This window comes from Mitsuaria sp. RG (genome assembly GCF_028369275.1).
GTDB classification, from domain to species: Bacteria; Pseudomonadota; Gammaproteobacteria; order Pseudomonadales; family Pseudomonadaceae; genus Aquipseudomonas; species Aquipseudomonas peradeniyensis.
Genome location: NZ_JAQMYQ010000034.1, coordinates 12,620 through 37,211 on the forward strand (window position 1 = coordinate 12,620; position 24,592 = coordinate 37,211).

Genomic DNA, 24,592 nt, shown 5'->3' on the forward strand with positions numbered 1-24,592 from the left:
GCAGGCACTCCACCGGGCTCAGAAATCGCGCTTGTAGAAGATGTCCAGCGAGCTGGCCAGGCCGCTGGCGGCTTCGAGGTAGACCTTCTTGCTGAGCTTGTAGCGCAAGGCGATGGTGTTGGCTGGCTCGAACACGCCAACACCATAGCGCAGGCTCAGACGCTCGGTGAGATTGCCGCTGGCCACTACGCTGGTCTTGTTGCCCGTGCCCTGGGTGTCGAGCTGGAAGTCGTCGATGCCCAGGTTCGAGGCCAGGCCGCCGGTCAGGCCGGCGCTGCCCATCAGGCCCAGGCCCAGCGCCGCCTCGGCAAGCATGTTGTTGTCCTCGCCGGAGCTGTTCAGCGGCCGGCCCAGCACCAGGTAGGACAACGCCTGCTCCTGGCTCATTGCCGGCTCCGAGAACACCTTGGTGGTCGGCTGTTCGGCGCTGCCGCTCAGGCGGATGCCGGCAATCACGTCATCGACCTTGCGGATGGCCTCGATATCCAGGTACGGCTGGTCGATGGGCCCGGCGAACAACAGGCGCGCGCGGCGAATGGTCAGGTTCTGCCCATACTGCCGATAGCGCCCGTCGGCCAGGCTCAGTTCGCCGCGGGTATCGAGGTTGTCGCCGATATGTACATGGCCCAGCAGGTTGGCGGTAAGGCCGAAGCCCTTGAACGACAGTTTTTCGCTGCCGACCTCGACATCGATGTCCATGGCCACCGCCATCGGCGGCTTGCCCTGCTCGGTCTGGTGGCCGACGATCACCGTGTCGTCGGAGACCTTGACCGTCGACGGCGGCAACTCGCGCACGGTGATCTTGCCCTTGGGCACCAGCACCTTGCCGGTCACCGCCAGGCGGTCGTCCAGCAGGCGGATGGTCAGGTCGGGCGCCACTTCCAGCGCCGCGTACGGTTCGATGCTGACCGGCAGTTGCTGGCCCTGCAGGCGCAGGTCCATGCCCAGCGCCTGCCCCCAGGTCAGGTGACCGGCCAGTTGCCCACGGCCGGCGGCGCCGCTGCGCCAGTTGCCGTTCAACTGCACCTGCTCGCCGGCGATCAGTGCCTGCAGCGACAGGTCCTCGAGGCTGACCGGCAGTTCCGCGCCGCTGACTTCGCCGCCGCTCAAGGCCAGGTTGCCATTGACCTGGGGCGCCAGCAGGCTGCCCGACAGGCGTCCGCTGCCGTTGAGCTGGCCGGCCAGGCGCTCGACCATCGGCAGGAACGGGCGGATGACCGACAGATCGAGCCCGGCCAGGCGGAAGTCGCCGGAAAGCGGCTTGTTGCGGCCCAGCGGGTCGATGCGGGCATTCAGGTTCAGCTCCCCCAGGCGCTCGCCGCGAAAATCCACGCGGGTGTCGACCCGGCGCGGCGCCAGGGTGCTGTCCAGGCGCAACACCTGGTAAGGGAAGTCGATCCAGCGGTCCTTGTCGCGCACCCGCAGGGTACCGCCGCCGGCATCGATGCGGATGCTGCCCTTGGGGCCACTGGACGGGATGTCGAGGTTGATGTCGGCGTTGAGCAGGCCGTGCCAGGCGAAGTCCTTGGGTAGCCACTGCGCCAGGCTGTCCAGCGGGAACTGCTTGAGGTGGTAGCGCAGGCGCGGCTCTGGCGCCAGGCGCTGGTCCTCGCCGCACAGGCTGGCCTGGCCGGAACGCCAGCAATGGGCACCGAAGTCGAGCTGGCCGCTGGCCAGGCGTTGCAGGCGCGCCGGTGCCTGCAACTGCCAATCCTGGCCGCCGGCCTGGATGCGCCCGTTGGCCAGGCGGCCACGCCAGTCGCCCTTGCTCAAGGCGCCATCCAGCGCCAGGTCGAGCTTGAGTTGCGGGCCGTCGAGGGCCAGCGTCGCGGCCTGCTGGCGGATATCGCCCTTGCCTTGCACATCGAGGCTGCCCAGGGCGGTGTCCCCCAGGCGGATCCCGCCGGCCTTGAGCGTCAGCTGGCCGCGCTGGGCGCTGTCCAGTCGCGCGTCGAGGTCCAGGCGCTGCACGCGGTTGTCGGCCTGGCCCAGTTGCTGGCCCTGCAGGGCCAGGGTGCCCTGGGGCGCGGCCAGGGTACCGGCCAGGTCCAGGCGGCCCTTGGCCTGCCCTTGCAGTTGCGGCCAGAGCTGGCCCAGGCGCGGCAGGTCGAGGTCGATACGCCCGGCCAGGCGCTGCTGCAGGCTGGCGCTGCCGCTGATGCGGTTGTCACCCAGTTGCACCGCCAGGCTGCCCAGGGTCCAGCGCTCGCCAGCGCCCTCGGCGTCGACCTTGACCAGCGCCGACTGGCCGCGCAGGCGACCCTTGAGGTCCAGCTGCGCCTTGAGCGCCAACTGCTCGTGCTTGAGCTCGCCCTGGCTGCGCAGCGGCCCGGCCAGGGTGCCCGGCAGCTCCGCCAGCCAATAGGCCGGGTCCAGCGCCGACAATTGCAGGTCGACATCCCAGGCCAGGGTGTCGGCAAAACGCAAGGCGACACTGCCCGCGGCCTTGCCCTGCCCCGCGCTGAGCAGCAGCTGTGGCAGGCGTACCTGGCCCAGGTCGCCCTCGAACGGGCTGGCCAGGCTGAAAGCGCCCGCCGGGCCGTCCAGGTCGCCGTTGAACGCGCCCTTGTAGTTGCCGTCGCGGTACTGCACCTGGGCGTTGAAGCGCTTGAGGCTGACCTGGGGCGCCTGCTCCAGCGGATACAGGCGCAACCAGGGGAAGTCCAGCCAGTCGAGGCTGGCGTCGGCGCTCAGGCCCTGCTGCCAGTCGGCGCTGGCCTGCAGCTTGAGCCGCTGCGTGTCGCTGGCGTTGAGGTCCAGGGCATCGATCCGGGCTCCCTTGGCGTTCACCTTGCCGGCCAGCACCAGGCCCACCGGCCCTTGCTCGGCGGGCAAGGTGGCCGAACCTGAGAGTTGGTAACCCTTGAGCAGGTCGCCCTGGGCATCGAGCTTGAGCTGGTTCAACTGCAGGGTGTCGGGCAACTCGCCGGCGGGCTTGAAGGCCTCCGAGCGGATGCTCAGGCGGGCCGGCAGGTGCTCGGCCAGGGCCTGCAATTCACCGTTCAACCGGGCATCCAGGTAACCGCTGCTGGTGGCCTCGATGACGAGGGTCTGCTGCAGCTCGCCCTTGGCGTTCAATGCCAACTGCCACGGCTTGCCATCCACTGTCGGCAGTTGCAGCGTGCCCTGCAGCTGCAGCGGCCAGTCACCCTGGGGCGTCAGGTCGCCTTGGACATCCAGGTGCAGATCGTCTCGGCGCAGTCGCAGGCTGTCCACCCGCAGCCCGCTGGCGGTCCAGTGCGCGGCCAGGCTCAGGTCGCCCAGCAGGTCGCTGCCATCCAGGCGCAACTGGCCCACCTTGACCTCGCCCAGTTCGATGGCCAGCGGCAGGTTCAGCGCCGGCAATTGCAGCGGGCCGCTGTCGGGGTTGTCCTCTCCCGGCGCGAAGGCCATGTCGATGCGCTCGGCCTGCAGGCGCTCGATGCACAGGGTGGCACGCAGCAGGCAGGCCGGCGACCAGGCCAATTGTGGCGTCAGCAGCTCGACCCGATCGTCGCCGGCGGACCAGCGCAGCAGGCTGGCCTGCCAGCTGCCGCCAAGGCGCCCGGTAAAATCGCTGACCTCGAGCCCCGGCACCCGCGCCAGCGCCCAGCGGCTGCCCGCCTGGGTGCCGAGCACCAGCCCCAGCGCCAGGACGATCAGCACCAGCAGGCCCGCCAGCACCAGCAGGATCGGTTTGAACACACGCATCACAGCTCGGGCCCCATGGAGAAGTGCAAGCGAAAACCACCGTCATCATCCAGCGCGCGGGCCAGGTCAAGGCGCAGCGGCCCGACCGGCGACACCCAGCGCACACCGATGCCGACACCGGTCTTGAGGCTGGGGAACTCCAGCGAATTGAACGAGTTGCCCTGGTCGACGAAGGTCGCCAGGCGCCATTTTTCCGCGATCGAGTACTGGTACTCGGCGCTGCCGGCCACCAGGTAGCGGCCGCCGATGCGGTCGCCCTGGTTGTTCTTTGGCGACAGCGACTGGTAGTCGTAGCCGCGCACGCTCTGGTCGCCACCGGCGAAGAAGCGCAGCGACGGCGGGATGTTCTGCTGGTAGCCGTTGGTGGCGCTGCCGCCGAACTGCACGCGAGCGAGGAAGCGATGGTTCTGGCCCAGGGTGGTCAGGCCCTTGAGCAGCACGTTGCCGTGGATCAGGTTGGTGTCCGAGCCCAGGCCTTCCTTGGCCGCCTGCAGGTCGAACTGCAGGCGGTAGCCGTTATGCGGGTCGATGCGGTTGTCGCTGCGCAGGTACGAAAAGCTGACGCCCGGCATCAGCAGGTTGCTCAGCCCCGAGTCGTCACCCAGCCGATATTCCTCGCGCTGGTACTTGAGCGAGATCACCCGTTGCCAGCCGCTGGGCAGCTTGCTGTGCCACTCGGGGCCAACGGTGAGCAGCTTGCTCAGGGTGTCGGTGCCGGAGATCTCCTCGTTCTGGTAGCCGCCGGCGAAGCGCAGCTTGTCGGTGAGCGGCGGGTCCAGCGGGATGTCGTACCACAGCCCGACGTTCTGCCGGGGCGCCGACAATTCGGTTTCCCACCCATAGCTGTGCCCTTGCGGGTTGACCCAGTGGCGGGTCCAGTTGGCCTTGCCGCGCGGCCCGACGTCGGTGGAAAAGCCCAGGCCCAGGCCCAGAGTGCGCGGCTTGCGGGTATCGAGGCGCACATCCACCGGGATGTCCTCGCCCACTGCGGCGGTGGGCGCGGCGTCCACCCGCACGCTGTCGAAGTAGCCGCTCGATTGCAGGTCGTTGTTGAGTTCGGCGATCAGTTCAGAGTCGTAGGGGGTGCCGGGCTTGAACGACACCATGCGCTGCAGCAGGTCATTGTCCAGCGGCGCGTCGCCGCCGAAGGTCACCGCGCCCAGGCGGTAGCGCGGGCCGCTCAGGTAGATCAGCTCGATGTCGGCCACGCCGGCCTGCGGGTCCACCGCCAGGCGCTGGCGCTCGAAACGGCCGGCGAAGAAGCCGTAGCGCGACGCCTGGTTCTGGATCAGCCGCTTGGCATCCTCGTAGGTGCCGTGGTTGAGCTGCTCGCCCGGGCGCAGCGCCTTGCTGTCGGGGATGCGGAAGGCCTTGAGCTCGCTGGCCGGCCCGTCGATGCGCACGGTCACGTTGCGCAGGCGCACCGGCTCGCCGGGCTCGACCCGGATGATCAGTTGCGCGGGTTTGTCGTTGTCCCCCGGTGCCTTGACCTCGGTCTCGACCCGCGCCTGGTAGTAGCCCAGGGCCTGGGCCGCCTTGCGCGTCTGCTCCTCGGCGCCCCGGCTGAAGCGCAGCAGGGCTTCTTCGTCGCGATCGCCCAGGCTGCCGATATACCCTTCGATATTGGACTTGAGCGCCTTGTTGGCGGGTTTGACCCGCACCAGCAATTCGCTCTGCGCCCATGCCATGGAGCTGGCGGCCAGCAACAGCAGGCCCCAGCCAAGTCTTCCTGAATACGTCATGCGCGGCATGCTACCAGAGCAAAGGGGTCAAGAGGGCTGTCGGCAAACGCCTGTCACAGGTTCGCCACCCTGGATGAACGGGGATTGGGGTGGAAGAACACCCGCTCCCTGATCGGTCCCACCGCGATCTCGCCGATTTCTTCATAACCCTGGCGTTGGTAGAACGCCAGGTAGTGCGCATTGCCGGTATCCAGCACCACGCCCTCGGTGTTGGCGTCCTCCGCGCACCAGTCGTGCACGGCCTGCAGCAGTTGCTCCCCATAGTGCTGGCCCTGGAACTGCGGGTGCACGCCCAGCAGCGGCAGGACGTGGACATTGTCGCCCGGCAGGCAGCCGGCCAGCGCGGCCTGGTAGTCCAGGTAGCGCCGGGTACAGCGCAGGCCGGTGCCGAGGATCATGCGCAGGCGCCAGGCCCAGCTGTCGGCCACGCCCAGGCGCCGCTGCGGCGGCACGATCAGCGCCAGGCCGACCAGGCGGTCCTCCAGCAGCAGGCCGATCGCCGGCAACTGCAGATAGAAGTGCTGGCGCACCCATTCGCGCACCATCACCCGCAGGCGACGCTCGTAGCCGGGGCGCTGGCCCTCGAACAGCCAGGCGAAGGTCGGCTCGTGGCGATAGGCATGGTAGAGCAGCGAACGCGCCTCACGGGCGTAGCCGGCGTCGAGCAGACAGGTCCGGGCCGGGGCGGCGATGACGTCGGGCATTGCGGGCAGTCCTCCTGGAATGGGCGTACAGTGCCTTGGAGCCAGATTCCGGCGCTGGGTTCACCTCCTCCAGCACGTTAGCAGTGCCCGCCGCGCGGCGCCATGCTGGCCGTGGCCGGCGATGTCGGCTAGCATCCGTGGCTTTTACCAGGATCATCTTTCCATGAAGATCGTCTCGTTCAACATCAATGGCCTGCGCGCCCGCCCGCACCAGCTGGCGGCGCTGATCGACAAACACCAGCCGGACGTGATCGGCCTGCAGGAAACCAAGGTCAGCGACGATCAGTTCCCGTTGGCCGACGTCGAGGCGCTCGGCTACCACGTGCACTACCACGGCCAGAAGGGCCACTACGGGGTCGCCCTGCTCTCGCGCCAGGCGCCGCTGTCGTTGTTCAAAGGCTTTGCCAGCGATGAAGAGGACGCCCAGCGTCGTTTCATCTGGGGCACCTTCGCCGATGCCGACGGCACGCCGATCACCGTGATGAACGGTTACTTCCCCCAGGGGGAGAGCCGCGACCACCCCACCAAGTTCCCGGCCAAGCAGCGCTTCTACAGCGACCTGCAGGCCCTGCTCGAAGGGCAGTTCAAGAATGACCAGCCCGTCGTGGTGATGGGTGACCTGAACATCTCGCCCCAGGACTGCGACATCGGCATCGGCGCGGACAACGCCAAGCGCTGGCTGAAGACTGGCAAGTGCAGCTTCCTGCCCGAGGAGCGCGAGTGGATGGAGCGGCTCAAGGGCTGGGGCCTGGTCGACAGCTTCCGTCACCTGCACCCGGAGGTGGCCGACCGCTTCAGCTGGTTCGACTACCGCAGCCGCGGCTTCGAGGACGAGCCCAAGCGCGGCCTGCGCATCGACCTGATCATGGCCTCCCAGGGCTTGCTGCCACGGGTCAAGGCCGCCGGGGTCGACTATGAGCTGCGGGGGATGGAGAAGCCTTCGGACCATGCGCCGATCTGGCTTGAGTTGGGTTGAGTTGAGGCGCTAGCGCTTGACTGTAGCCTTGCAGCGCTCTCGAGATCGAGCGCCGCCCGCGCGGCGCATCGCGGCGCAAGGCCGCTCCTACATCTGTTTCGGGCCAGTCAATCCTGTGCCATTACCTGGTCCGCCTTGTTGGTCCGACGCGGTTCCAGCGTGGGCACCGCTGCCGCTTCACCTGCCTCAAGGCATGCACCAAGGCGGGCGCCGCCTCACTCTCAGGCATAACTGGCCCGAAACAGATGTAGGAGCGGCCTTGCGCCGCGATGCGCCGCGCGGGCGGCGCTCGATCTGATAGGCGCCACACCTCTCCCGCCAAACACTTGTTACAACCCACCCTTAAACATCGCCTCGTTCATTTCGTCCATCAGCACGAACTCCCGCTGTCTGCCCAGCAACCCTGAACAAGGCTTCCCCATGACCGCACCCCTGAACCGCCTCACCCTGGCCGCCCTGCTGGTCGCCTGCAGCCTGCCGGCCCTGGCCGCGGCGCCCGCGCACAAACCCGGCACGGTGTTCCGCGACTGCGCCAAGACCTGCCCGGAAATGGTGGTGCTGCCCGCCGGCAGCTTCATGATGGGTACCCCGGACGACGAAAAAGGCCGCCAGGACGACGAAGGCCCGCTGCACCAGGTGACCTTCAAGAAGGCCTTTGCCGTCAGCCAATACCAGATCACCAACGGCGAATGGAAAGCCTACCTCAAGGCCAGCGGCTACAAGGTTCCCAACGGCGACACCCGCCCGGGCCGCGAATGCATCGCGGGCGTGCCGCGCTACCAGCAGGGTGATCGTCAACCCGCCGTGTGCCTGAACTTCCACGAAGCCGAGGCCTACGCCTCGTGGCTGTCGAAGAAGACCGGCAAGGTCTACAAGGTGCTCAGCGAATCCCAGCGCGAATACGCCGTGCGCGGCGGCAGCACCGGGCCGTTCCCCTTCCCGCTCGATGACAACGACGAGCAGAAGTACCAGATCTCCAAGCACGCCAACACCTACGGCCCCACGGACGGCTTCTCCTTCACCTCGCCCGTCGGCAGCTTCCCGCCCAACGCCTTCGGTGTCTACGACGGCCACGGCAACGTCTACGAGTGGACCCGCGACTGCTACGTCGACAGCTACGCAACCGCCCCCACCGATGGCAGCCCGCAGACCAACAGCAGCGAATGCGAGGACCGCCGGGTGATCCGCGGCAACGACTACACCGAGGCGCCGATCTTCTCCCGCTCGGGCAATCGCAACGAACGCAGCTCCACCCTGCGCGGCGACTGGATCGGCTTCCGCGTCGCCCGCGAACTCTAAGCCCTCCCCACTTCCGGCGCCCCTGGCGCCGGATCCGCCTCGTCACTAAATCCGCGCAAAACCCTCTCGTCTACCAAGATCAGGGCCTGGTCCGCCGCCCTGCGCCAACGAATACTCACGAGATGACTCCATGACGTCCAAGACCCCCAGCCTCGCCCAGGAAACCCTGCGGATACTCAAGCCGTTCTGGATGCTGGTCGCGCTTTCGGCGGCCCTCGGCGTGGTCAGCGGCCTGAGCGTCACCGCCCTGCTGGCCACCATCAACAGCGCGATGAACGCCGTGGGCGGGCCGGACACCCGCACCGCCCTGCTGTTCGGCGGCCTGTGCCTGCTGACCCTGGCCTGCTCCACCGGCTCGAACCTGCTGACCAACTACGTCGGACAGAAGGTGGTGGCGCGCCTGCGCCGCGAACTGGCCGCCAAGGTGCTGGTGGCGCCGATCGCGCAACTGGAGCGCTACCGCGCCCACCGCCTGATCCCGGTGCTGCTCAACGACGTCAGCACCATCAGCGCCTTCGCCCTGTCGGTGGCGCCGATGGTCATCGCCTTCACCGTCACCCTCGGCTGCCTGTCCTACCTGGCGCTGCTGTCCTGGCAGATCCTGCTGGTCACCGTGCTGACCGTGGTGATCGGCACCGGCGCGCAGTTCCTCGCCCACCGCCATGGCATGAAGAACATCCTTACCGCGCGCAACAACGAGGACGAGCTGCAGAAGCACTACCAGGCCCTTTCCGGCGGCGCCAAGGAGCTGCGCATCCAGCGCCAGCGCCGCCAGCATATGCACGACCAGCTGATCCACGGCGCCACCGAACGCATCTGCAAGGCCAACATCCGCGCGGCGAACATCTTCGTCAGCGCCGAGACCTTCGGCTCGATGCTGTTCTTCGCGGTGATCGGCATCGCCATCGCCTTCCAGGCCCTGTGGCCGAGCACCGACAAGACCGTGCTGGGTGGTTTCGTGCTGGTGATGCTGTACATGAAGGGGCCGCTGGAACAGCTGATCACCAACCTGCCGAGCATCAGCCGGGCACAGATCGCCCTGCGCCGGATCGCCGAACTGTCCCAGCGTTTCTCCTCGCCCGAACCGCACCTGCTGGTCAGCGACCGCGCGCCACAGGTGACAGAGGTCGCCTCCATCGAACTGCGCCAGCTGCGCTATGACTACCCTCAGGTCGAAGGCAGCCAGCCGTTCCACCTGGGCCCGGTGGACCTGACCATCCGCCAGGGCGATATCGTCTTCATCGTCGGCGAGAACGGTTGCGGCAAGACCACCCTGATCAAGCTGCTGCTGGGCCTGTATACCCCGCAACAGGGCGAGGTCCGCCTCAACGGCGAGGCGGTCACACCGCAGCGCCTGGACGACTACCGCCAGCTGTTCACCACCATCTTCGCCGACTACTACCTGTTCGACGAACCGCTGCCGGGCCTCGCCGAGCTGCCGCCGGAGGCCGCCAAGTACCTCGAACGCCTGGACATCGCCCACAAGGTCGGGATCCGCGACGGCAGCTTCACCACCACCGACCTGTCCACCGGCCAGCGCAAGCGCCTGGCGCTGATCAACGCCTGGCTCGACCAGCGTCCGGTGCTGGTGTTCGACGAGTGGGCCGCCGACCAGGACCCGGCCTTCCGCCGGGTGTTCTACACCGAGCTGCTGCCGGAGCTGAAGCAGCAGGGCAAGACCATCATCGTCATCTCCCACGACGACCGCTACTTCCCGGTGGCCGACCAGCTGGTGCGCATGCACAGCGGCAAGATCCTGGTCGAACGCAACCAGGAACCGGCCCTGCCCGCCTGACCCCTCCCCCACGGGCGGTGGCCCTGTCACCGCCCGCGCCGCTTAAATTCCCCGCCGCACCGCTCGTTCCCCTATTGCCGCACGCTGAATCAACCCTGCCTACAGGGAAGTCGCAGGTCACGCCTCTACCAACCGCAATAATTATTTTTCCGGTTTTGGCATTCGCATGCGTCCTACTCGCAACGGAATAATTTTCATTTACTTTGCGTACCTTGAGCCAGAGCATAAAAATGCCAATACCAGCCAACACCCTGACCCCTTTGAGCAAAGCGCTGATGCTGCGCCGGATGCTGCGCTCCTCGCCGGCCATGGCAACCCTCGGCCTCGCCCTGTCCCTGCCGCTGGCCGCCCAGGTGCAGGCCCAGGAGCAGGACTTCGACATCCCGGCCCAGTCGCTGGCCAGCGCCCTGCAAGAGCTGGGTCGCCAGGGCAACCTGCAGGTGCTGTTCAGCCCGGAAACCGTCCAGGGCCTGCGCAGCAGCCCGGTCAAGGGCCGCTTCTCGCCAACCCAGGCAGCTGGGGAGCTGCTCAGGAACAGCGGGATTCGCTACAGCGTGCAGGACAACACCCTGATCATCAGCGGTGCGGCAGAGTCCGGTTCGGCCATGACCCTGGACGCCACCACCATCAACGGCCAGGTGCTCGGCGCCACCACCGAGGGCAGCAACTCCTACACCACCGGTGCGGTGACCATCGGCAAGACCGCGCAATCGCTGCGTGAAACCCCGCAGTCGGTGACCGTGGTCACCCGCAAGCTGATGGACGACAAGAACCTGGTCTCGCTGGACCAGGTGATGGCCCAGACCACCGGTATCACCCGCGCCAACCGCGGCTACGGCAACCACCACTTCAGCTCCCGTGGCTTCGACCTCACCGACGAAAGCTACATGGTCGACGGCGTGCCCGGGCAGGCCTACGCCTACACCGGCTGGATGACCCCGGACATGGCGATCTTCGACCGCGTCGAAGTGCTGCGCGGTGCTTCCGGCCTGCTGGTCGGCGCCGGCAACCCGGGCGGCGCGGTGAACCTGGTGCGCAAGCGCCCGACCGCCGACCCGCGCTTCACCGTGATCACCCGCGCCGGTTCCTGGGACAACTATCGCCTGGACCTGGATGCCAGTGGCCGCCTCAACCCCCAGGGCACCCTGCGCGGGCGCATGGTCGCCTCCTATGAGGACCGCGGCTACTTCACCGACGTCACCAAGTCCAAGCGGCCACTGCTGTACGGGATCGTCGAGGCCGACCTGAACGACGCCACCACCGTCGCCCTGGGCCTGCGCCGCCAGACCTCGCGCATCGACGGCTACAGCGTGCTGGGCATCCCCAACAACCCCGATGGCAGCAACCCGCACCTGAAGCGCTCGACCTACCTGGGCCAGGACTGGACCAAGCTGCAGACCGACATGGACGAGGTGTTTGCCGACCTCACCCACCGTTTCAACGACAACTGGACCGCCAAGCTGGCGCTGTCCCATTCCGAGGGTGGCTACAACCGCAGCGCCATCGAGTGGGGCGCGCGGGAAACCCTGGAGTACAACGCTCCCGGCGGTCCGACGGTCAACACCGTCAGCTATCACAAGTTCGATGTGACCTCCAATGCCGTCGACGGCCACCTGGACGGCACCTTCGAGGCCTTCGGCCTGACCCACCAGTTGACCCTCGGCGCCAACTGGTCCAAGCGCAAGATGAACGACAAGGACAACACCATCGCGCTACCGAGCCCTATCCCGCTCAATGTGTTTGATCCCGACCACAGCAATATCCCCGAGCTGCAGCGTAACGGCTGGAAGTCCATGGACGACACCATCGACACCCGCTACGGCACTTACCTGAGCGCCCGCCTGCACGCGACCGAAGACCTGAGTTTCGTCCTCGGTGGCCGCCTGAGCTGGTACAAGAACGAAGCCTGGAACGGCCCAAAGGTGACGACCAGTCGCCAGGATGAAGAGTTCACGCCCTTCGTCGGTGCGATCTACGACCTGAACGACCAGTGGTCGTGGTACGCCAGCTACGCCGACATCTTCCTGCCGCAGTCCAACTACCGTACCGCCAGCGGCAGCGTGCTGGATCCATCCGTCGGCTCGAACTACGAGACCGGTATCAAGGGTGAGCTGTTCGACAAGCGCCTGAACGTGTCCTTCGCCGTGTTCTACATCGAGCAGGAAGACGTAGCCCTGCAGGATACGGCCAACCGCGGCAAGTGCCCGACCGACCCGGCCGGCCGCTGCTGGACCAACGGCGATGGCATCAACCGCAGCAAGGGCTTCGAAGCCGAGGCCACCGGCGAACTGCTGCCGGGCCTGCAGGTCGCGGCCGGCTATACCTACAACACCACCAGTTCGTCCGAGGGCGGCCCGATCTCGGCGCAGACCCCGAAACACATGGTGCGCGTGAACACCAACTACACCTTCCCGGGTGAATGGAACCGCCTGAGCGTCGGCGGTGGCGTCTCGGCGCAGAACTCCTACGTCGATGCCTACAACGAGGCGTACAACAGCGGCCGTGCGATCTTCGACGCCCGCGCCGCCTACAAGCTCGACGAGCACTGGACCGTCGGCGTCGACGTCGAGAACCTGTTCGACCGCAAGTACTTCGACTCCATGGGCTACTGGACCCGCGGCACCACCTACGGCACCCCGCGCAGCTACATGTTCACCCTGCGCGGCGACTTCTAAGCCCAGTTGCATGACCGGCGCCCCCTCTCGAGGGGGCGCTGTGCTTTCAGCGCCAGCGAGCGCCGCTGTTGTCTTTCCCCGCGTCCCGCCGCACACTCGTGCGCGCCAGCCAGGAAGCGGAGTCCGCAGTGCCCACGCCACGCCAGTTCAGCAAGAAGACCAGCACCAGCAACATGCTGCGGCTCAAGTCCGGCGATGCCGGCAACCAGTGCCCCTACCGCGTCGACTTCGTCCTGCTCGAGCATTTCTCCATGGCCAGTTTCACCGTGGCGATGGACGTGCTGGTCACCGCCAACCTGCTGCGCACCGACAGCTTCACCTCCACCCCGCTGTCCCTGGCGGGCGATCGCGTGCTCAGCGACCTGGGCCTGGAACTGGTGGCCAGTCCGCTGGCGCCGCGCAGCCTGCAGGACCTCGACCTGCTGGTGATCTGCGGCGGCCTGCGCACACCCTTGAAATACCCCGACCTCGACCGCCTGCTGGGCGATTGCGCCAGCCACGGCATGACCCTCGGCGGGCTGTGGAACGGCGCCTGGTTCCTCGGCCGCGCCGGGGTGCTCGACGACTATGGTTGCAGCGTGCACCCCGAGCAGCGCGCCAGCCTGGCCGAGATCAGCCCGCAGACACGCATCACCCCGGCCAGCTTCACCCTCGACCGCGACCGCCTGAGCGCCGCCAGCCCCAACGGCGCCATGGAGCTGATGCTCGGGCTGGTCCGGCGGCTGTACGGCGATGCCCTGGCCGAAGGCGTCGAAGAGATCCTGTCGTTCTCCGGGGCGCGCTATCGCCAGGTCGGGCCAGGGGCGAAGAAGTCCATGAGCCTGCACCTGCGCACCATCGTCGAGCTGATGGAGAACAACCTCGAGGAGACCCTGAGCCTCGACCAGCTGGCCACCTACTCCGGGCGTTCACGGCGGCAGATCGACCGCTTGTTCCAGGCCCAGCTGGGCACCTCGCCCCGGCGCTACTACATGGAACTGCGCATCACCAAGAGCCGGCGCCTGCTGCAGTATTCGGACCTGTCGGTGATGGAGGTGGCGGTGGCCTGCGGGTTCGTCTCGGTCTCGCACTTCAGCAAGTGCTATGCGGCGTATTTCGGCTATCCGCCGTCACGGGAGCAGCGGCTCGGGGAATGATGTTGCCTGGGCCGGCCCTATCGCGGGGCAAGCCCGCTCCCACGCTATCACTGCACGGACGGCGTGGGAGCGGGCTTGCCCCGCGATAGGGCCGAAACGGACAACAGATCAACCCGGCTCATTCAACAACGCCTGAATCACCCCCTCCTGCCCCGCATAATCCCCCTCGCCAAAGTGCACATGGCGCACCTGCCCCTTGCGATCGACAAAGTAATGCGCCGGCCAGAACTGGTTGCCCCAGGCGTTCCAGATCCGGTAGCCATTGTCCACCGCCACCGGGTAGGCGATGCCCAGTTGCTGCACCTGGGCCCGGACATTGTCCAGGTCGTGCTCGTAGTCGTACTCCGGCGTATGCACCCCGACCACCACCAGCCCCTGCTCGCCATAGCGCCGCGCCCAATCATTGACATGGGGCAGGCTGCGCCGACAGTTGATGCAGTCGTAGGTCCAGAAGTACACCAGCACCACCTTGCCCTTGAGCGCGGAGCCATCCAGCGGCGGCGAGTTGAGCCACTGCTCGGCCCCCGCCAGCGACGGCATGGGGCCGTAGCTGTCCCTGGCCAGCAGGTGGCCGGCCAGGCCCAGCCCGAGCAGGGCCAGGGCCACGCCGCCGGCCTTGAGCAGGCGGCGCTTGCCGCGCGCCTCAGTTGTCATGGCAGCCACTGGTGGCGTAGGAGCGGTACTCGACACTCTGCGGCTTGCCCTGGGAGTCGAGGTAGTCCATGCGAGTCTTCACCGGCCCGCAGGTGGTGCCTGGCTCATCCTTCACCGACAGCACTTTCTTCACATCCAGCCGGTCGCCGTAGCGGTATTGCATCACGCTGGCGTCGTTCAGCGAGCTGCTGCTGGCCTGGGCCGTCAGGGCGCCGAGGCCGAGGACGGCAAACAGGGCGGCGCTGGCGAGGGTCTTGAGGTTCATGGCGTGTCTCCTTATGCGGATTCTGGTTTGGGAAGGCTTTACTCCCCGGTCGAGAGCCATTTCACGCCTGCCAGGTATCGCGCATGTGTCCGGCCAGGGGCCGCCGTGCTTCTTCCTGTATCTGTGTCGCCAGCAGATACACTGCAATACAAACCCGGGCAGGCAAGCCCGGATCCACTCGGTACACTGCGCACATTCCCCACGTACAAGGACACCCCGATGGAACACGCCGATCACATCCTGATCGTCGACGACGACCGCGAGATCCGCGAACTGGTCGGCAACTACCTGAAGAAGAACGGCCTGCGCACCAGCATCGTCGCCGATGGCCGGCAGATGCGCGCCTTCCTGGAAAACAACGCCGTCGACCTGATCGTCCTCGACATCATGATGCCCGGCGACGACGGTCTGCTGCTGTGCCGCGAACTGCGCGCCGGCAAGCACCGCAACACGCCGGTGCTGATGCTCACCGCGCGCAACGACGAGACCGACCGCATCATCGGCCTGGAGATGGGCGCCGACGACTACCTGACCAAGCCGTTCTCCGCCCGCGAGCTGCTGGCGCGGATCAACGCCGTGCTGCGCCGCACGCGCATGCTGCCGCCGAACCTGACCATCAGCGAGAGCAGCCGGCTGATCGCCTTCGGCCCATGGCGGCTGGACACCACCGCCCGCCACCTGCTCGACAACGAAGGTACCCTGGTGGCGCTGTCGGGGGCCGAGTACCGCCTGCTGCGGGTGTTCCTCGACCATCCGCAGCGGGTGCTCAGCCGCGAGCAACTGCTTAACCTCACCCAGGGCCGCGAGGCGGACATCTTCGACCGCTCCATCGACCTGCTGGTCAGCCGCCTGCGCCAGCGCCTGGGCGACGACGCCCGCGAGCCGACCTGTATCAAGACCGTGCGCAGCGAAGGCTACGTGTTCTCGCTACCGGTGCAGTTGCTGGAGTCGCCGGCATGAAATGGCCGCGCACCCTGGCCTCGCGCCTGGCCCTGATCTTCTTCACCGGGCTGGTGCTGGCCTATGGCCTGTCGTTCAGCCTGCAGGCCTACGAACGGTACGTCAGCAGCCGCTCGATGATGCTCAGCAACCTGGAGCTGGATGTCTCGACCTCGGTGGCCATCCTCGACCGCCTGCCCGCCGCCGAGCGCCCGGCCTGGCTGTCACGCCTGGAGCGGCGTACCTACCGCTACCGGCTGGACGGCGGCCTGCCCGGCGAAGCCATGCCCAGCGCCGACCCGCCGATGGCCGCCGAGTCCATCGTCAAGGCCATTGGTGACCGCTACGCCCTGACCTTCCAGGAAATCCCCGGCCCCAACGCGCACTTCCAGGCTCACCTGCGCCTGGCCGACGGCGCGCCGCTGACCATCGATGTCACCCCCGCCGCCGTGCCGGTGGCCACCTGGCTGCCGGTGGTGCTGCTGATCCAGCTGGCGGTGCTGCTGGCCTGCACCTGGCTGGCCGTGCGCCTGGCCATCGGCCCGCTGACCCGCCTGGTCCAGGCGGTGGACAACCTCGACCCGAACAGCCCCGGCCCGCAGCTCGACGAAAGCGGCCCACGCGAAGTGCGCTACGCCGCCGTGGCCTTCAATGCGCTGCAGGCGCGCATCGGCGCCTACCTCAAGGAGCGCATGCAGCTGCTCGCCGCCATTTCCCACGACCTGCAGACGCCGATCACGCGCATGAAGCTGCGGGTCGAGCAGATGGACGACGGCCAGGAGAAGGACAAGCTGGCGCACGACCTGGACGCCATGGAGCACCTGGTGCGCGAAGGCGTGGCCTATGCCCGCAGCATGGACAGCAGCACCGAGGCGCCATGCCGGGTCAACCTCGACGCCTTCCTCGACTCCCTGGTATTCGACTACCAGGACAGCGGCGCCCGGGTGGACCGCCGCGGCAGCGCCCAGGCGACCCTGCAAACCCGTCCCCATGCCTTGCGCCGGGTGCTGGTGAACCTGGTGGACAATGCCCTCAAGTTCTCCGGTGCCGCGCAGCTGGAGGTGGGCTGCGAGAACGGCGTGACGCTGATCCGCGTGCTCGACGATGGCCCGGGCATCCCCGAGGCGGAACTCGACGACGTACTCAAGCCGTTCTACCGGGTCGAGGGCTCGCGCAACCGCAGCACCGGCGGTACCGGGCTGGGGCTGGCGATCGCCCAGCAACTGACCCAGGCCATGGGCGGCAGCCTGACCCTGCGCAACCGTGCCGAAGGGGGACTGTGCGCGCAGGTCGAGCTACGCTGAGGTCCAGCATTACCTGTTAGTGAAAATCTCGACTGCGTACATCCAGCCCCTGCAACAAGGGGCTGATGTCCTCCAGTCGTCGGGCGATCAGGTGGCGCACCCCGCTCTCCTGCTCCAGGCGCCCGCTCACCTTGAGCAATTTCGAGCCCACCAGCGCCCGCCGCTGGCGCTCGGCCAGGTCGCGCCAGACCACCACGTTGACCATGCCGTGCTCATCCTCGAGAGTGACGAAGGTCACGCCACTGGCGGTCTGCGGACGCTGCCGGCCGACCACGATGCCGGCCACGGCAATCGTGTCGCCATGCTCGACCCCCGCCAGTTCCGTCGAGCTGCGACAACCCAACGCCCGCAAGCGAGAACGCAGCAGGGTCAACGGATGCGGACCGAGGGTGGTGCCCAGGCTGTCGTAGTCGGCGGCCAGGTCCTCGGCGACACTCGGCAGCGGCAACGACACCGCCTGCTCGAACACAGGTTCGACCTCGGCAAACAGCGGCAACTGCGCCTGCACCGCCGCCACCTGCCAGCGCGCCTGGTGGCGGTCACCGGCCAGCCCGCGCAACGCTCCGGCATCCGCCAGGCGCGCACGGGCCCGAGCATCGAGCCCGGCGCGCAGGCACAGGTCCTCGACATCGCGCCACGGACGCTGTGCCCGCGCCTGCGCCAGGCGACGGGCATCGTCTTCGCAAAAGCCACGAATCTGGCGCAGCCCCAGGCGGATGGCCAGCGCGCCCTCACCCACGGCTTCCAGGGTGCAGTCCCAGTCGCTATGGAACACATCCACCGGGCGTACTTCGATCCCTTGGCGACGGGCCTCCTGCAGCAGCTGGTCGGGGCTGTAGAAGCCCATCGGCCAACTGTTGACCAGCGCGCAGGTGAAGATCGCCGGCTCATGGCACTTGAGCCAGCTGCTGGCGTAGCACAACAGGGCGAAACTGGCGGCGTGGGACTCGGGGAAACCGTAGCTGCCGAAGCCCTTGATCTGCTCGAAGATGCGCTCGGCGAAGGCCAGGTCGTAGCCATTGCGCAGCATGCCCGCGATCAACCGCTCGCGGTGCGGCTCCAGGCCGCCATGGCGCTTCCAGGCGGCCATGCTGCGGCGCAACTGGTCGGCCTCGCCCGGGCTGTAGTCGGCGGCGACCATGGCCAGCTCCATCACCTGCTCCTGGAACAGCGGCACGCCCAGGGTGCGCTCGAAGACCGCCTTGAGCTTTTCCGAAGGATAGGTGACCGGCTCCTGCTCGAGCCGGCGGCGCAGGTACGGGTGGACCATGTCGCCCTGGATCGGCCCGGGACGGACGATGGCCACCTCGATCACCAGGTCGTAGAACTTCACCGGCTTGAGCCGGGGCAGCATGGCCATCTGTGCCCGCGACTCGATCTGGAACACGCCCATGGTCTCGGCGCGGCCGATCATGGCGTAGGTGGCCGGGTCCTCCTTGGGCAGGGTCGCCAGCGTGTACTCGCGTCCCCGGTGCCGGGCGATCAGGTCGAAACAGCGGCGCAGGGCGCTGAGCATTCCCAGCGCCAGCACATCGACCTTGAGCAGGCCGACCATGTCCAGGTCGTCCTTGTCCCACTGGATCACCGTGCGCTCGGCCATCGCCGCGTTCTCCACCGGCACCAGCCGGTCCAGCGGCTGCTCGCAGATGACAAAGCCGCCTGGATGCTGTGACAGGTGCCGGGGAAAGCCGATCAGCTCCCCCGCCAGCACCAGGATGCGCCGCAGCGAGGGGCTGTGCGCATCAAAGCCGGCCTCGGCCAGGCGCCCGGCATCGGGGATGCGATCACTCCAGCGCCCGCAGCACTTGGCCAGGGCGTCCACCTGGTCGGTCGGCAGGCCGAGCACCCGGGCCACGTCGCGTACCGCACCAGCGGCGTGATAGCTGCTGACCACGGCGGTGAGTGCCGCGCGGTGTCGGCCATAGCGGCGGAACACGTACTGGATCACCTCTTCACGGCGGTCATGCTCGAAGTCCACGTCGATGTCCGGCGGCTCGTTGCGCTCGCGGGAGAGGAAGCGCTCGAACAGCAGGCGATGCTCCATGGGGTCGAGCTCGGTGATGCCGAGGACGAAACACACCACCGAGTTGGCCGCCGAACCGCGCCCCTGGCAGAGGATGCGCTGGCGGCGGGCGAAGGCGACGATGTCGTGGACGGTCAGGAAGTAACTCTCGTAGCCCAGCTCCTCGATCAGTGCCAGCTCCCGCTCCAGCACCGTGCGCACCTTGTCGCTCGGCCCGTGGGGCCAGCGCTCGGGCAGGCCGCGCCGGCACAGTTCGCGCAACCAGCTGGCCGGGGTCTGCCCTTCGGGCACCAGCTCCCGCGGGTACTGGTACTTCAGCTGCGACAGGTCGAAGGTGCAGCGCCCGGCAACCTGGGTGGTCTGCGCGAGCAAGTCGGCGGGGTACAGCTCGCGCAGCTGGTCGAGCGAGCGCAGGTGGCGCTCGCCGTTGGCGAACAGGAAGCGCCCCGCCTCGGCGACTGCGCAATGTTCGCGGATGGCCGTCATGCAGTCCTGCAGCGCCCGCCGCCCGCGCACATGCATGTGCACATCGCCGCAGGCCACCAGCGGGATATCCAGTCGTGCCCCAAGGGCGCGCAGCTGCGCCAGGCGCTGCGTGTCGTCGGCCCCGCGGTGCAGGTGCACCGCCAGCCACAGGCGCTCGCCGAACAGCGGCCGCAACCAGGCCGCGGCGCCATCGTCGGGCTCGGCCACCCACAGCGCCAGCAGGCCCTGGTGGTGGGCCTCGAGGTCCTCGGCGAGCAACTGGTAGCTGCCCTTCTCCGAACGCCGACGGGCGCGGGTGATCAGCGCGCAGAGGTTCTGGTAGCCGACAAGGTCCTCCACCAGCAGGACCAGCTTCGGCCCCTGGTGCACCCGCACCTCGCTGCCGACGATCAGCTTCAGCTGATGCTGCTTCGCTGCCTGCCAGGCCCGGACAATCCCCGCCAGCGTGCATTCGTCGGTGATCGCCAGGGCCTGGTAGCCCTGCTCGCGGGCACGGCGGAACAGTTCGTCGGCACTGGAGGCGCCGCGCTGGAAACTGAAGTTCGACAGGCAGTGCAGCTCTGCATACTCAAGGCTGCTCATGCGAACCAGCCTTGCAGCCAAAGCGGCCCCGGAGCCGCCAGGTCACGGAAGGCCCAACCGCGCAGGCCGTCGCGGGTCTCGATACGGTAGTAGTCACGGCGCACGTCGCCACCGTCCCACCAGCCGGACTCGATGCGCTCGGCCTGCCCCAGCAGTTGCAGGCCGGTCTCGCTCAAGAGCTGGGGTGTGGGCAGCAGCCAACCGGGACGACGACCAGGGGCCATCACCCGTTGGCCCTGGGCGCCCTGCTCCACGCCTTGCCAGGCGCACTCGGGGCGATGGTCGGCTTCGGCGCGCAGGCCCCTGACCGCCTCGTCACCGAGCCGCGCCCGCAGCCGTTCGCGCAGCTGCTCCCAGGGCTGGGCCTGCTGAGCCCGCGGGTCGAACAGCGCCTGGCGTTGGGGCACGAATGGCGGCAGGTCGGCGGCCAACAGGCGCAGGTTGCGTACCGGCGCCGGGATACGCAGCGGCTCCAGGCGACCACGGGCCAGCTCGAACAGCAGCGAGGCGTCACGCTCGGCGGCCAGCAGGCCGACCTTGAGCACGGTGTCCGCACCTTCGGCGTGCTCCAGGTGCAGCTCGAAACGCTGCACGCCGCAGTCGCGCCCCGCAAGGAAGGCCGCCAGGTCGGTGACAAGGCGGCGCAAGGGGAACAGCAGCGCCTGATGCGACTCGACGTCGAAATTCAGCTCCAGCCGCGCCTCGAAACGATCGGGCGGCTGGTAGAAGTCCAGCCCCAGGTTGCGCAGGCCGAGCAGCTGGTCCAGGTGCAACTGCACCTGGACACTGAAACGCCTGGCCAAGGCATCGCGCGGCAATGCCAGCACCTGCCCGAGCCGCTGCAGGCCCATGCGGGCGAAGGCCTCGGCCGCTTCGGCGGGCAGGCCGACACGCTCGACGGGCATCTCGAGCAAGGCGGCGCGGGTGGCCTGCGGGCAGGTCAGCGCCAGGCCGTCATGGCCATTGGCGAGCATCCTCGCCGCCACCGGATTGCTGGCCACGACAATGCGCTGGCGCAGCCCCAATGCCGCCAGTTCCTCGCGCAGGCGGGCCTCGAACAGCGGCCAGGGGCCGAACAGCTGCAGGCTGGAGCCCACCTCCAGCAGCAACGCCCGCGGATAGTGCAGGCTGACCTGGGCGCTGAAGCGGTAGGCCCAGGCTGCCAGCAACTGCTGCAACTGCTCGATGCGCGCCGGCTCGACCTCGACGCAGGTGAAACCGTCAGCCAGGGCGCGGGCGGCGGTCAGCGTCTGCCCGGCGCGCAGGCCCAGCTCACTGGCCGCCGGGTTGACCGCCCGCAGCACGCGGCGCTGGAGCGGCCCGCCGAGCAGCACCAGCGGCGCCTCGGGGTCGTCGCGTTCGCGCAGGACGGTGTCCAGCGCCAGCTGTGGCAACAAAATGCAGGCCCAGAGCATGGCGCATCACTCCCGTCCCTGGCAGGCGATGGGCGTGGCCGGCGCCAGGCCGCCCCGGCACTTGAGCACGCGCCACTGCGCCGGACGCAGGTCGAGGGCGATGCGCAGGGCGGCGGGTGATGGGTTCAGCGCGGCCTGGTGCGGGCGACAGGCAAACGCCAGCGCGTCGCCGGTCTCCGCGGCCACCTGCAGACGCCGCAGGGCACGGTCGTCGGCGTACCCTGGCCAGCACAGCACGGCGGCGCAACTGCCCGAGCGCAGGCACTGCTCGGCCGCCCACAAGGCATCGGCCGCCTCGGCGTCAACCTGCACCAGCCAGCGCAGGTCGACGCCAGCGGCCTGCCAGGCCGGCGCGTAGGGAATGAACGGCGGCGCCACCAGCACCACCCGCTGCCCCTCCCCGGTCAACCGGGCGAGTGTCGGCCAGAGCAGTTGCAGCTCACCGCAGCCGGGGCTGGCCAGCAGCAGCTCGCTCAGTGCCGCCGCCGGCCAGCCACCTTCCGGCAGACGATGGTCGAGGCTGGCATGCCCGGTGGGTTGCAGGCCCTGCGCACGCGCCTGGGCCTGCCGTCCACGCCATACCTGGCGCTGGTCGAGCAGTCGGTCGAGTTCGACCACGGCGCCCATCAGTCACGCCTCAGCAGGCCGCAGAACACGCCTTCGATGAAGAACTCGCGCCCGGGGCTCACGTCGATGGGGGCATAGGCCGGGTTGCGCGGCAGCAGGCGATAACCGTCGTGGGTGCGCTGCAGGCGCTTGATGGTCACCTCGCCGTCGAGCCGGGCGACCACGATCTGCCCGTCACGGGCCTCGCCCTGCTGGCGGATGCCGACCAGGTCGCCGTCGAAGATGCCGTCATCGATCATCGAATCGCCGCGCACCTTGAGCAGGTAGTCGGGGGTGCGCCGGAACAGGCTGGGGTCGAGCAGCAACTGCTCGTGGATATCGAGGTCGGGGCCGATCGGCGCACCGGCGGCGACCTGGCCAAGTACCGGGATCTCGAGGATCTCGGGCCGGCGCAGGGGCTCGGCCAGGCGGATGCCACGCGCCTGGTTGGGCGTGACGTCGATGAACCCGGCCTGGCTCAGGGCAGTGATGTGCTTGCGCGCCACGCTGCGCGAGGCGAAACCGAAGCGCTCGGCGATGTCGGCCAGCGACGGTGGCTGGCCTTGATCGGTGATGCGCTCGCGGATGAACCCGAGGATGGCGCGGCGTTTGGGGGATAAAGTGTCCATGGAGTACATTTGTACTCTTTTTTCAAAACACTGAACAGTCCCCTTCGTCGCCGTCCCTCCCCGCCCTGCTTCAGTAGCGAATGGACAAGGCGATCGCCTCGTTCGGGGTCTGGTGTTTGTCCAGCAGGCCCAGCACCTCTTTCTTCAACTGCTCCTGCCGGTCGATCAGCGCCAGGTCGCGGAACTTGTAGTCCAGGTCGGCATAGCTTTCCGACACGCCGGCATTGAGGTGGTTCTTGCCGAAGGTGTGCACAATGTGCTTGGACTTCCAGATGTCGTACTGGCTGAACACCTGGTCCTGCGGCAGGTGCCTGGCGACCGAGAACGGCACCCGGGTCAGCAGGCAGTAGTTCATCTTGTACTTGTGGAACTGGTAGTGCTCCAGGGAGTGGACGAACGACACGTACCAGATATAGGTGGCGATCACCTCGATGTTGAAGGCCTTGTCGCCGGGATGGCACGGCAGGTTGACGTAGCGGCACAGCTCGGCGACCCAGTTGTTGATGTAAGGCTCGGAGCCGTCGCGCAGCAGGTCGTCGTAGCTGGCCGAGACGAACTTCAGCACCGCCGCGTAGTAGTCGCGGTACTGGGCGTTGAGCGCGTGCTGGCCATTGAGGTACTGGTCGAACGGGATGGCGAACCTGATCTCGAACTTCTGGGTCAGCGCCTGGTCCTCGGTCTCGCGCTTGTTGTACATGTTCAGGGCGTTTTCATAACCGACCTTGTAGAAGGTCTGCGCCGAGTAATAGCCGATGCAGCTGTAGAGGAACTTGTCGGCGATGCCGGTGGTTTCGCGCAGCGACAGCGGCGACTCCTTGAACTGGTGGTTGAGCATCAGGATGTAGGCGGTATGCGGGTCCATCAGCTTGTGGAAGTTCGACTCCCTGGGCACCAGGTTGAACAGGAACGCCGCGCCCATTTCGGCGAAGAACAGATGGTGGTGCAGGTGCGCGCCGAGGATGAAGAACACCATGGTGTTGGACATGAAGTACACCTTGGCCAGGTCCCAGTGCGGCTCGCCCGGGCCGACGCTGAAGCCGTCGCGCAGGGTGATGCGCATGCTGTCGGCGGCAAAATCCTCGGCGATGGCGATGCTGGCCACGTCGAACACCGAGCTGGACAGGCGGATCTCGCGGGTGAAGTCACGCATGTCGAAGGTCGACACGCCATCGACCGTCTGCAGGTAGTGGGTGATCTGCGACGACATCAGGAACACCCGCAGGTCCTCGTCCGAGATGGCCGTCGGTTGCGGGAACTGGCCCAGCGGCACCTTGTAGTAGTCGCGGTTGGCCTTGATGATCGACTGGATGTAGTTGTGGTAGACCTTGTCCTTTCTCCAGCGATAGACCAGCTCGGCGGGCAGCTTTTTCGGGATGTAGCCCATGTGGTAGTCGGTGCCCGGGATCGGCGTGCTTTCCATCGAGATGGAATCGCGGTTGTAGTGGCGGTAGCCGAAGTAGCGAGGCAGCAGCCATTTCAACTGGACCCACTTCCAGGCCAGGAAGCTGGTGCCGAGGTTGATCGCGTACAGCGCCAACAGCAGCGGCACGAATTTCACGTAGTAAAGGCCCACGTACACATGCTTCAACGGCTCGGCGCGGGTCTTGCTCATCAGGATGATCACGGGACTGACGGTGATGAAAAACGCCAGCAGGATGACTTCCAACATGCT

The 24,592-nt window shown here is 67.5% G+C and carries 17 protein-coding genes; 7 read left to right on the forward strand and 10 right to left on the reverse strand.

Features of this window, described 5'->3' with window-relative positions; translation table 11 throughout:
- Positions 1-18: 18 nt before the first annotated feature.
- The 3 genes from POF53_RS18210 to POF53_RS18220 are packed head-to-tail and all read right to left on the reverse strand — an operon-like array spanning position 19 to position 6,136.
- Positions 19-3,690: a translocation/assembly module TamB domain-containing protein gene (locus POF53_RS18210; protein WP_498968849.1), complete on the reverse strand. Its 3,672-nt coding sequence runs from the start codon at positions 3,688-3,690 to the stop codon at positions 19-21.
- On the reverse strand, positions 3,690-5,432 hold the full coding sequence (locus POF53_RS18215; protein WP_232855223.1) for an autotransporter assembly complex protein TamA: 1,743 nt from the start codon (positions 5,430-5,432) through the stop codon (positions 3,690-3,692). The genes POF53_RS18210 and POF53_RS18215 overlap by 1 nt, the downstream gene beginning before the upstream one ends.
- Before the next feature lie 53 nt (positions 5,433-5,485).
- A complete protein-coding gene (locus POF53_RS18220) occupies positions 5,486-6,136 on the reverse strand; it encodes a GNAT family N-acetyltransferase (protein WP_203646864.1) in 651 nt (216 codons plus the stop codon).
- Positions 6,137-6,299: 163 nt separating this feature from the next.
- Between POF53_RS18220 and xthA the strand changes: the two genes are divergently transcribed.
- The 5 genes from xthA to POF53_RS18245 all read left to right on the forward strand — a co-directional run bounded on the left by xthA (position 6,300) and on the right by POF53_RS18245 (position 14,017).
- Positions 6,300-7,112, forward strand: coding sequence for an exodeoxyribonuclease III (gene xthA, locus POF53_RS18225; RefSeq protein WP_232855224.1), 813 nt, complete (start codon positions 6,300-6,302; stop codon positions 7,110-7,112).
- A 420-nt stretch (positions 7,113-7,532) separates the two neighbouring features.
- On the forward strand, positions 7,533-8,411 hold the full coding sequence (locus POF53_RS18230) for a formylglycine-generating enzyme family protein (protein WP_234562494.1): 879 nt from the start codon (positions 7,533-7,535) through the stop codon (positions 8,409-8,411).
- Between the two features lie 130 nt (positions 8,412-8,541).
- Positions 8,542-10,206: a cyclic peptide export ABC transporter gene (locus tag POF53_RS18235; RefSeq protein WP_498968852.1), complete on the forward strand. Its 1,665-nt coding sequence runs from the start codon at positions 8,542-8,544 to the stop codon at positions 10,204-10,206.
- A gap of 230 nt (positions 10,207-10,436) precedes the next feature.
- Positions 10,437-12,881: a TonB-dependent siderophore receptor gene (locus POF53_RS18240; RefSeq protein WP_498968854.1), complete on the forward strand. Its 2,445-nt coding sequence runs from the start codon at positions 10,437-10,439 to the stop codon at positions 12,879-12,881.
- Positions 12,882-13,009: 128 nt separating this feature from the next.
- Positions 13,010-14,017, forward strand: a complete 1,008-nt coding sequence (locus POF53_RS18245; protein WP_498968856.1) for a GlxA family transcriptional regulator — start codon at positions 13,010-13,012, stop codon at positions 14,015-14,017.
- Positions 14,018-14,125: 108 nt separating this feature from the next.
- Here POF53_RS18245 and POF53_RS18250 read toward each other — a convergent pair whose 3' ends face one another.
- The gene (locus tag POF53_RS18250) at positions 14,126-14,671 is read right to left on the reverse strand and encodes a thioredoxin family protein (RefSeq protein WP_498968858.1); all 546 of its coding nucleotides are present in this window, start codon (positions 14,669-14,671) and stop codon (positions 14,126-14,128) included.
- Positions 14,661-14,936, reverse strand: coding sequence for a DUF2790 domain-containing protein (locus POF53_RS18255; protein ID WP_203646871.1), 276 nt, complete (start codon positions 14,934-14,936; stop codon positions 14,661-14,663). The genes POF53_RS18250 and POF53_RS18255 overlap by 11 nt, the downstream gene beginning before the upstream one ends.
- 219 nt (positions 14,937-15,155) lie before the next feature.
- Here POF53_RS18255 and POF53_RS18260 point away from each other — a divergent pair, with 219 nt between their 5' ends.
- Positions 15,156-15,896 (forward strand): response regulator, encoded by a 741-nt coding sequence (locus tag POF53_RS18260; RefSeq protein WP_050705623.1) that lies wholly within the window; start codon positions 15,156-15,158, stop codon positions 15,894-15,896.
- Positions 15,893-17,179: a sensor histidine kinase gene (locus POF53_RS18265; RefSeq protein ID WP_498968860.1), complete on the forward strand. Its 1,287-nt coding sequence runs from the start codon at positions 15,893-15,895 to the stop codon at positions 17,177-17,179. The genes POF53_RS18260 and POF53_RS18265 overlap by 4 nt, the downstream gene beginning before the upstream one ends.
- A 16-nt stretch (positions 17,180-17,195) precedes the next feature.
- Here POF53_RS18265 and POF53_RS18270 read toward each other — a convergent pair whose 3' ends face one another.
- The 5 genes from POF53_RS18270 to POF53_RS18290 form a co-directional block, all read right to left on the reverse strand.
- A complete protein-coding gene (locus tag POF53_RS18270; protein WP_498968862.1) occupies positions 17,196-20,291 on the reverse strand; it encodes an error-prone DNA polymerase in 3,096 nt (1,031 codons plus the stop codon).
- Complete coding sequence (locus POF53_RS18275; protein ID WP_254464049.1) at positions 20,267-21,685, reverse strand: Y-family DNA polymerase; 1,419 nt, start codon at positions 21,683-21,685, stop codon at positions 20,267-20,269. Before POF53_RS18275 ends, POF53_RS18270 begins: the two co-directional genes overlap by 25 nt.
- Before the next feature lie 6 nt (positions 21,686-21,691).
- Positions 21,692-22,312, reverse strand: a complete 621-nt coding sequence (imuA, locus tag POF53_RS18280; protein ID WP_232855234.1) for a translesion DNA synthesis-associated protein ImuA — start codon at positions 22,310-22,312, stop codon at positions 21,692-21,694.
- Positions 22,312-22,920, reverse strand: coding sequence for a transcriptional repressor LexA (gene lexA / locus POF53_RS18285; protein WP_475858395.1), 609 nt, complete (start codon positions 22,918-22,920; stop codon positions 22,312-22,314). Before lexA ends, imuA begins: the two co-directional genes overlap by 1 nt.
- Positions 22,921-22,990: 70 nt before the next feature.
- Positions 22,991-24,589, reverse strand: coding sequence for a hypothetical protein (locus tag POF53_RS18290; protein ID WP_254464051.1), 1,599 nt, complete (start codon positions 24,587-24,589; stop codon positions 22,991-22,993).
- Positions 24,590-24,592 lie beyond the last annotated feature (3 nt).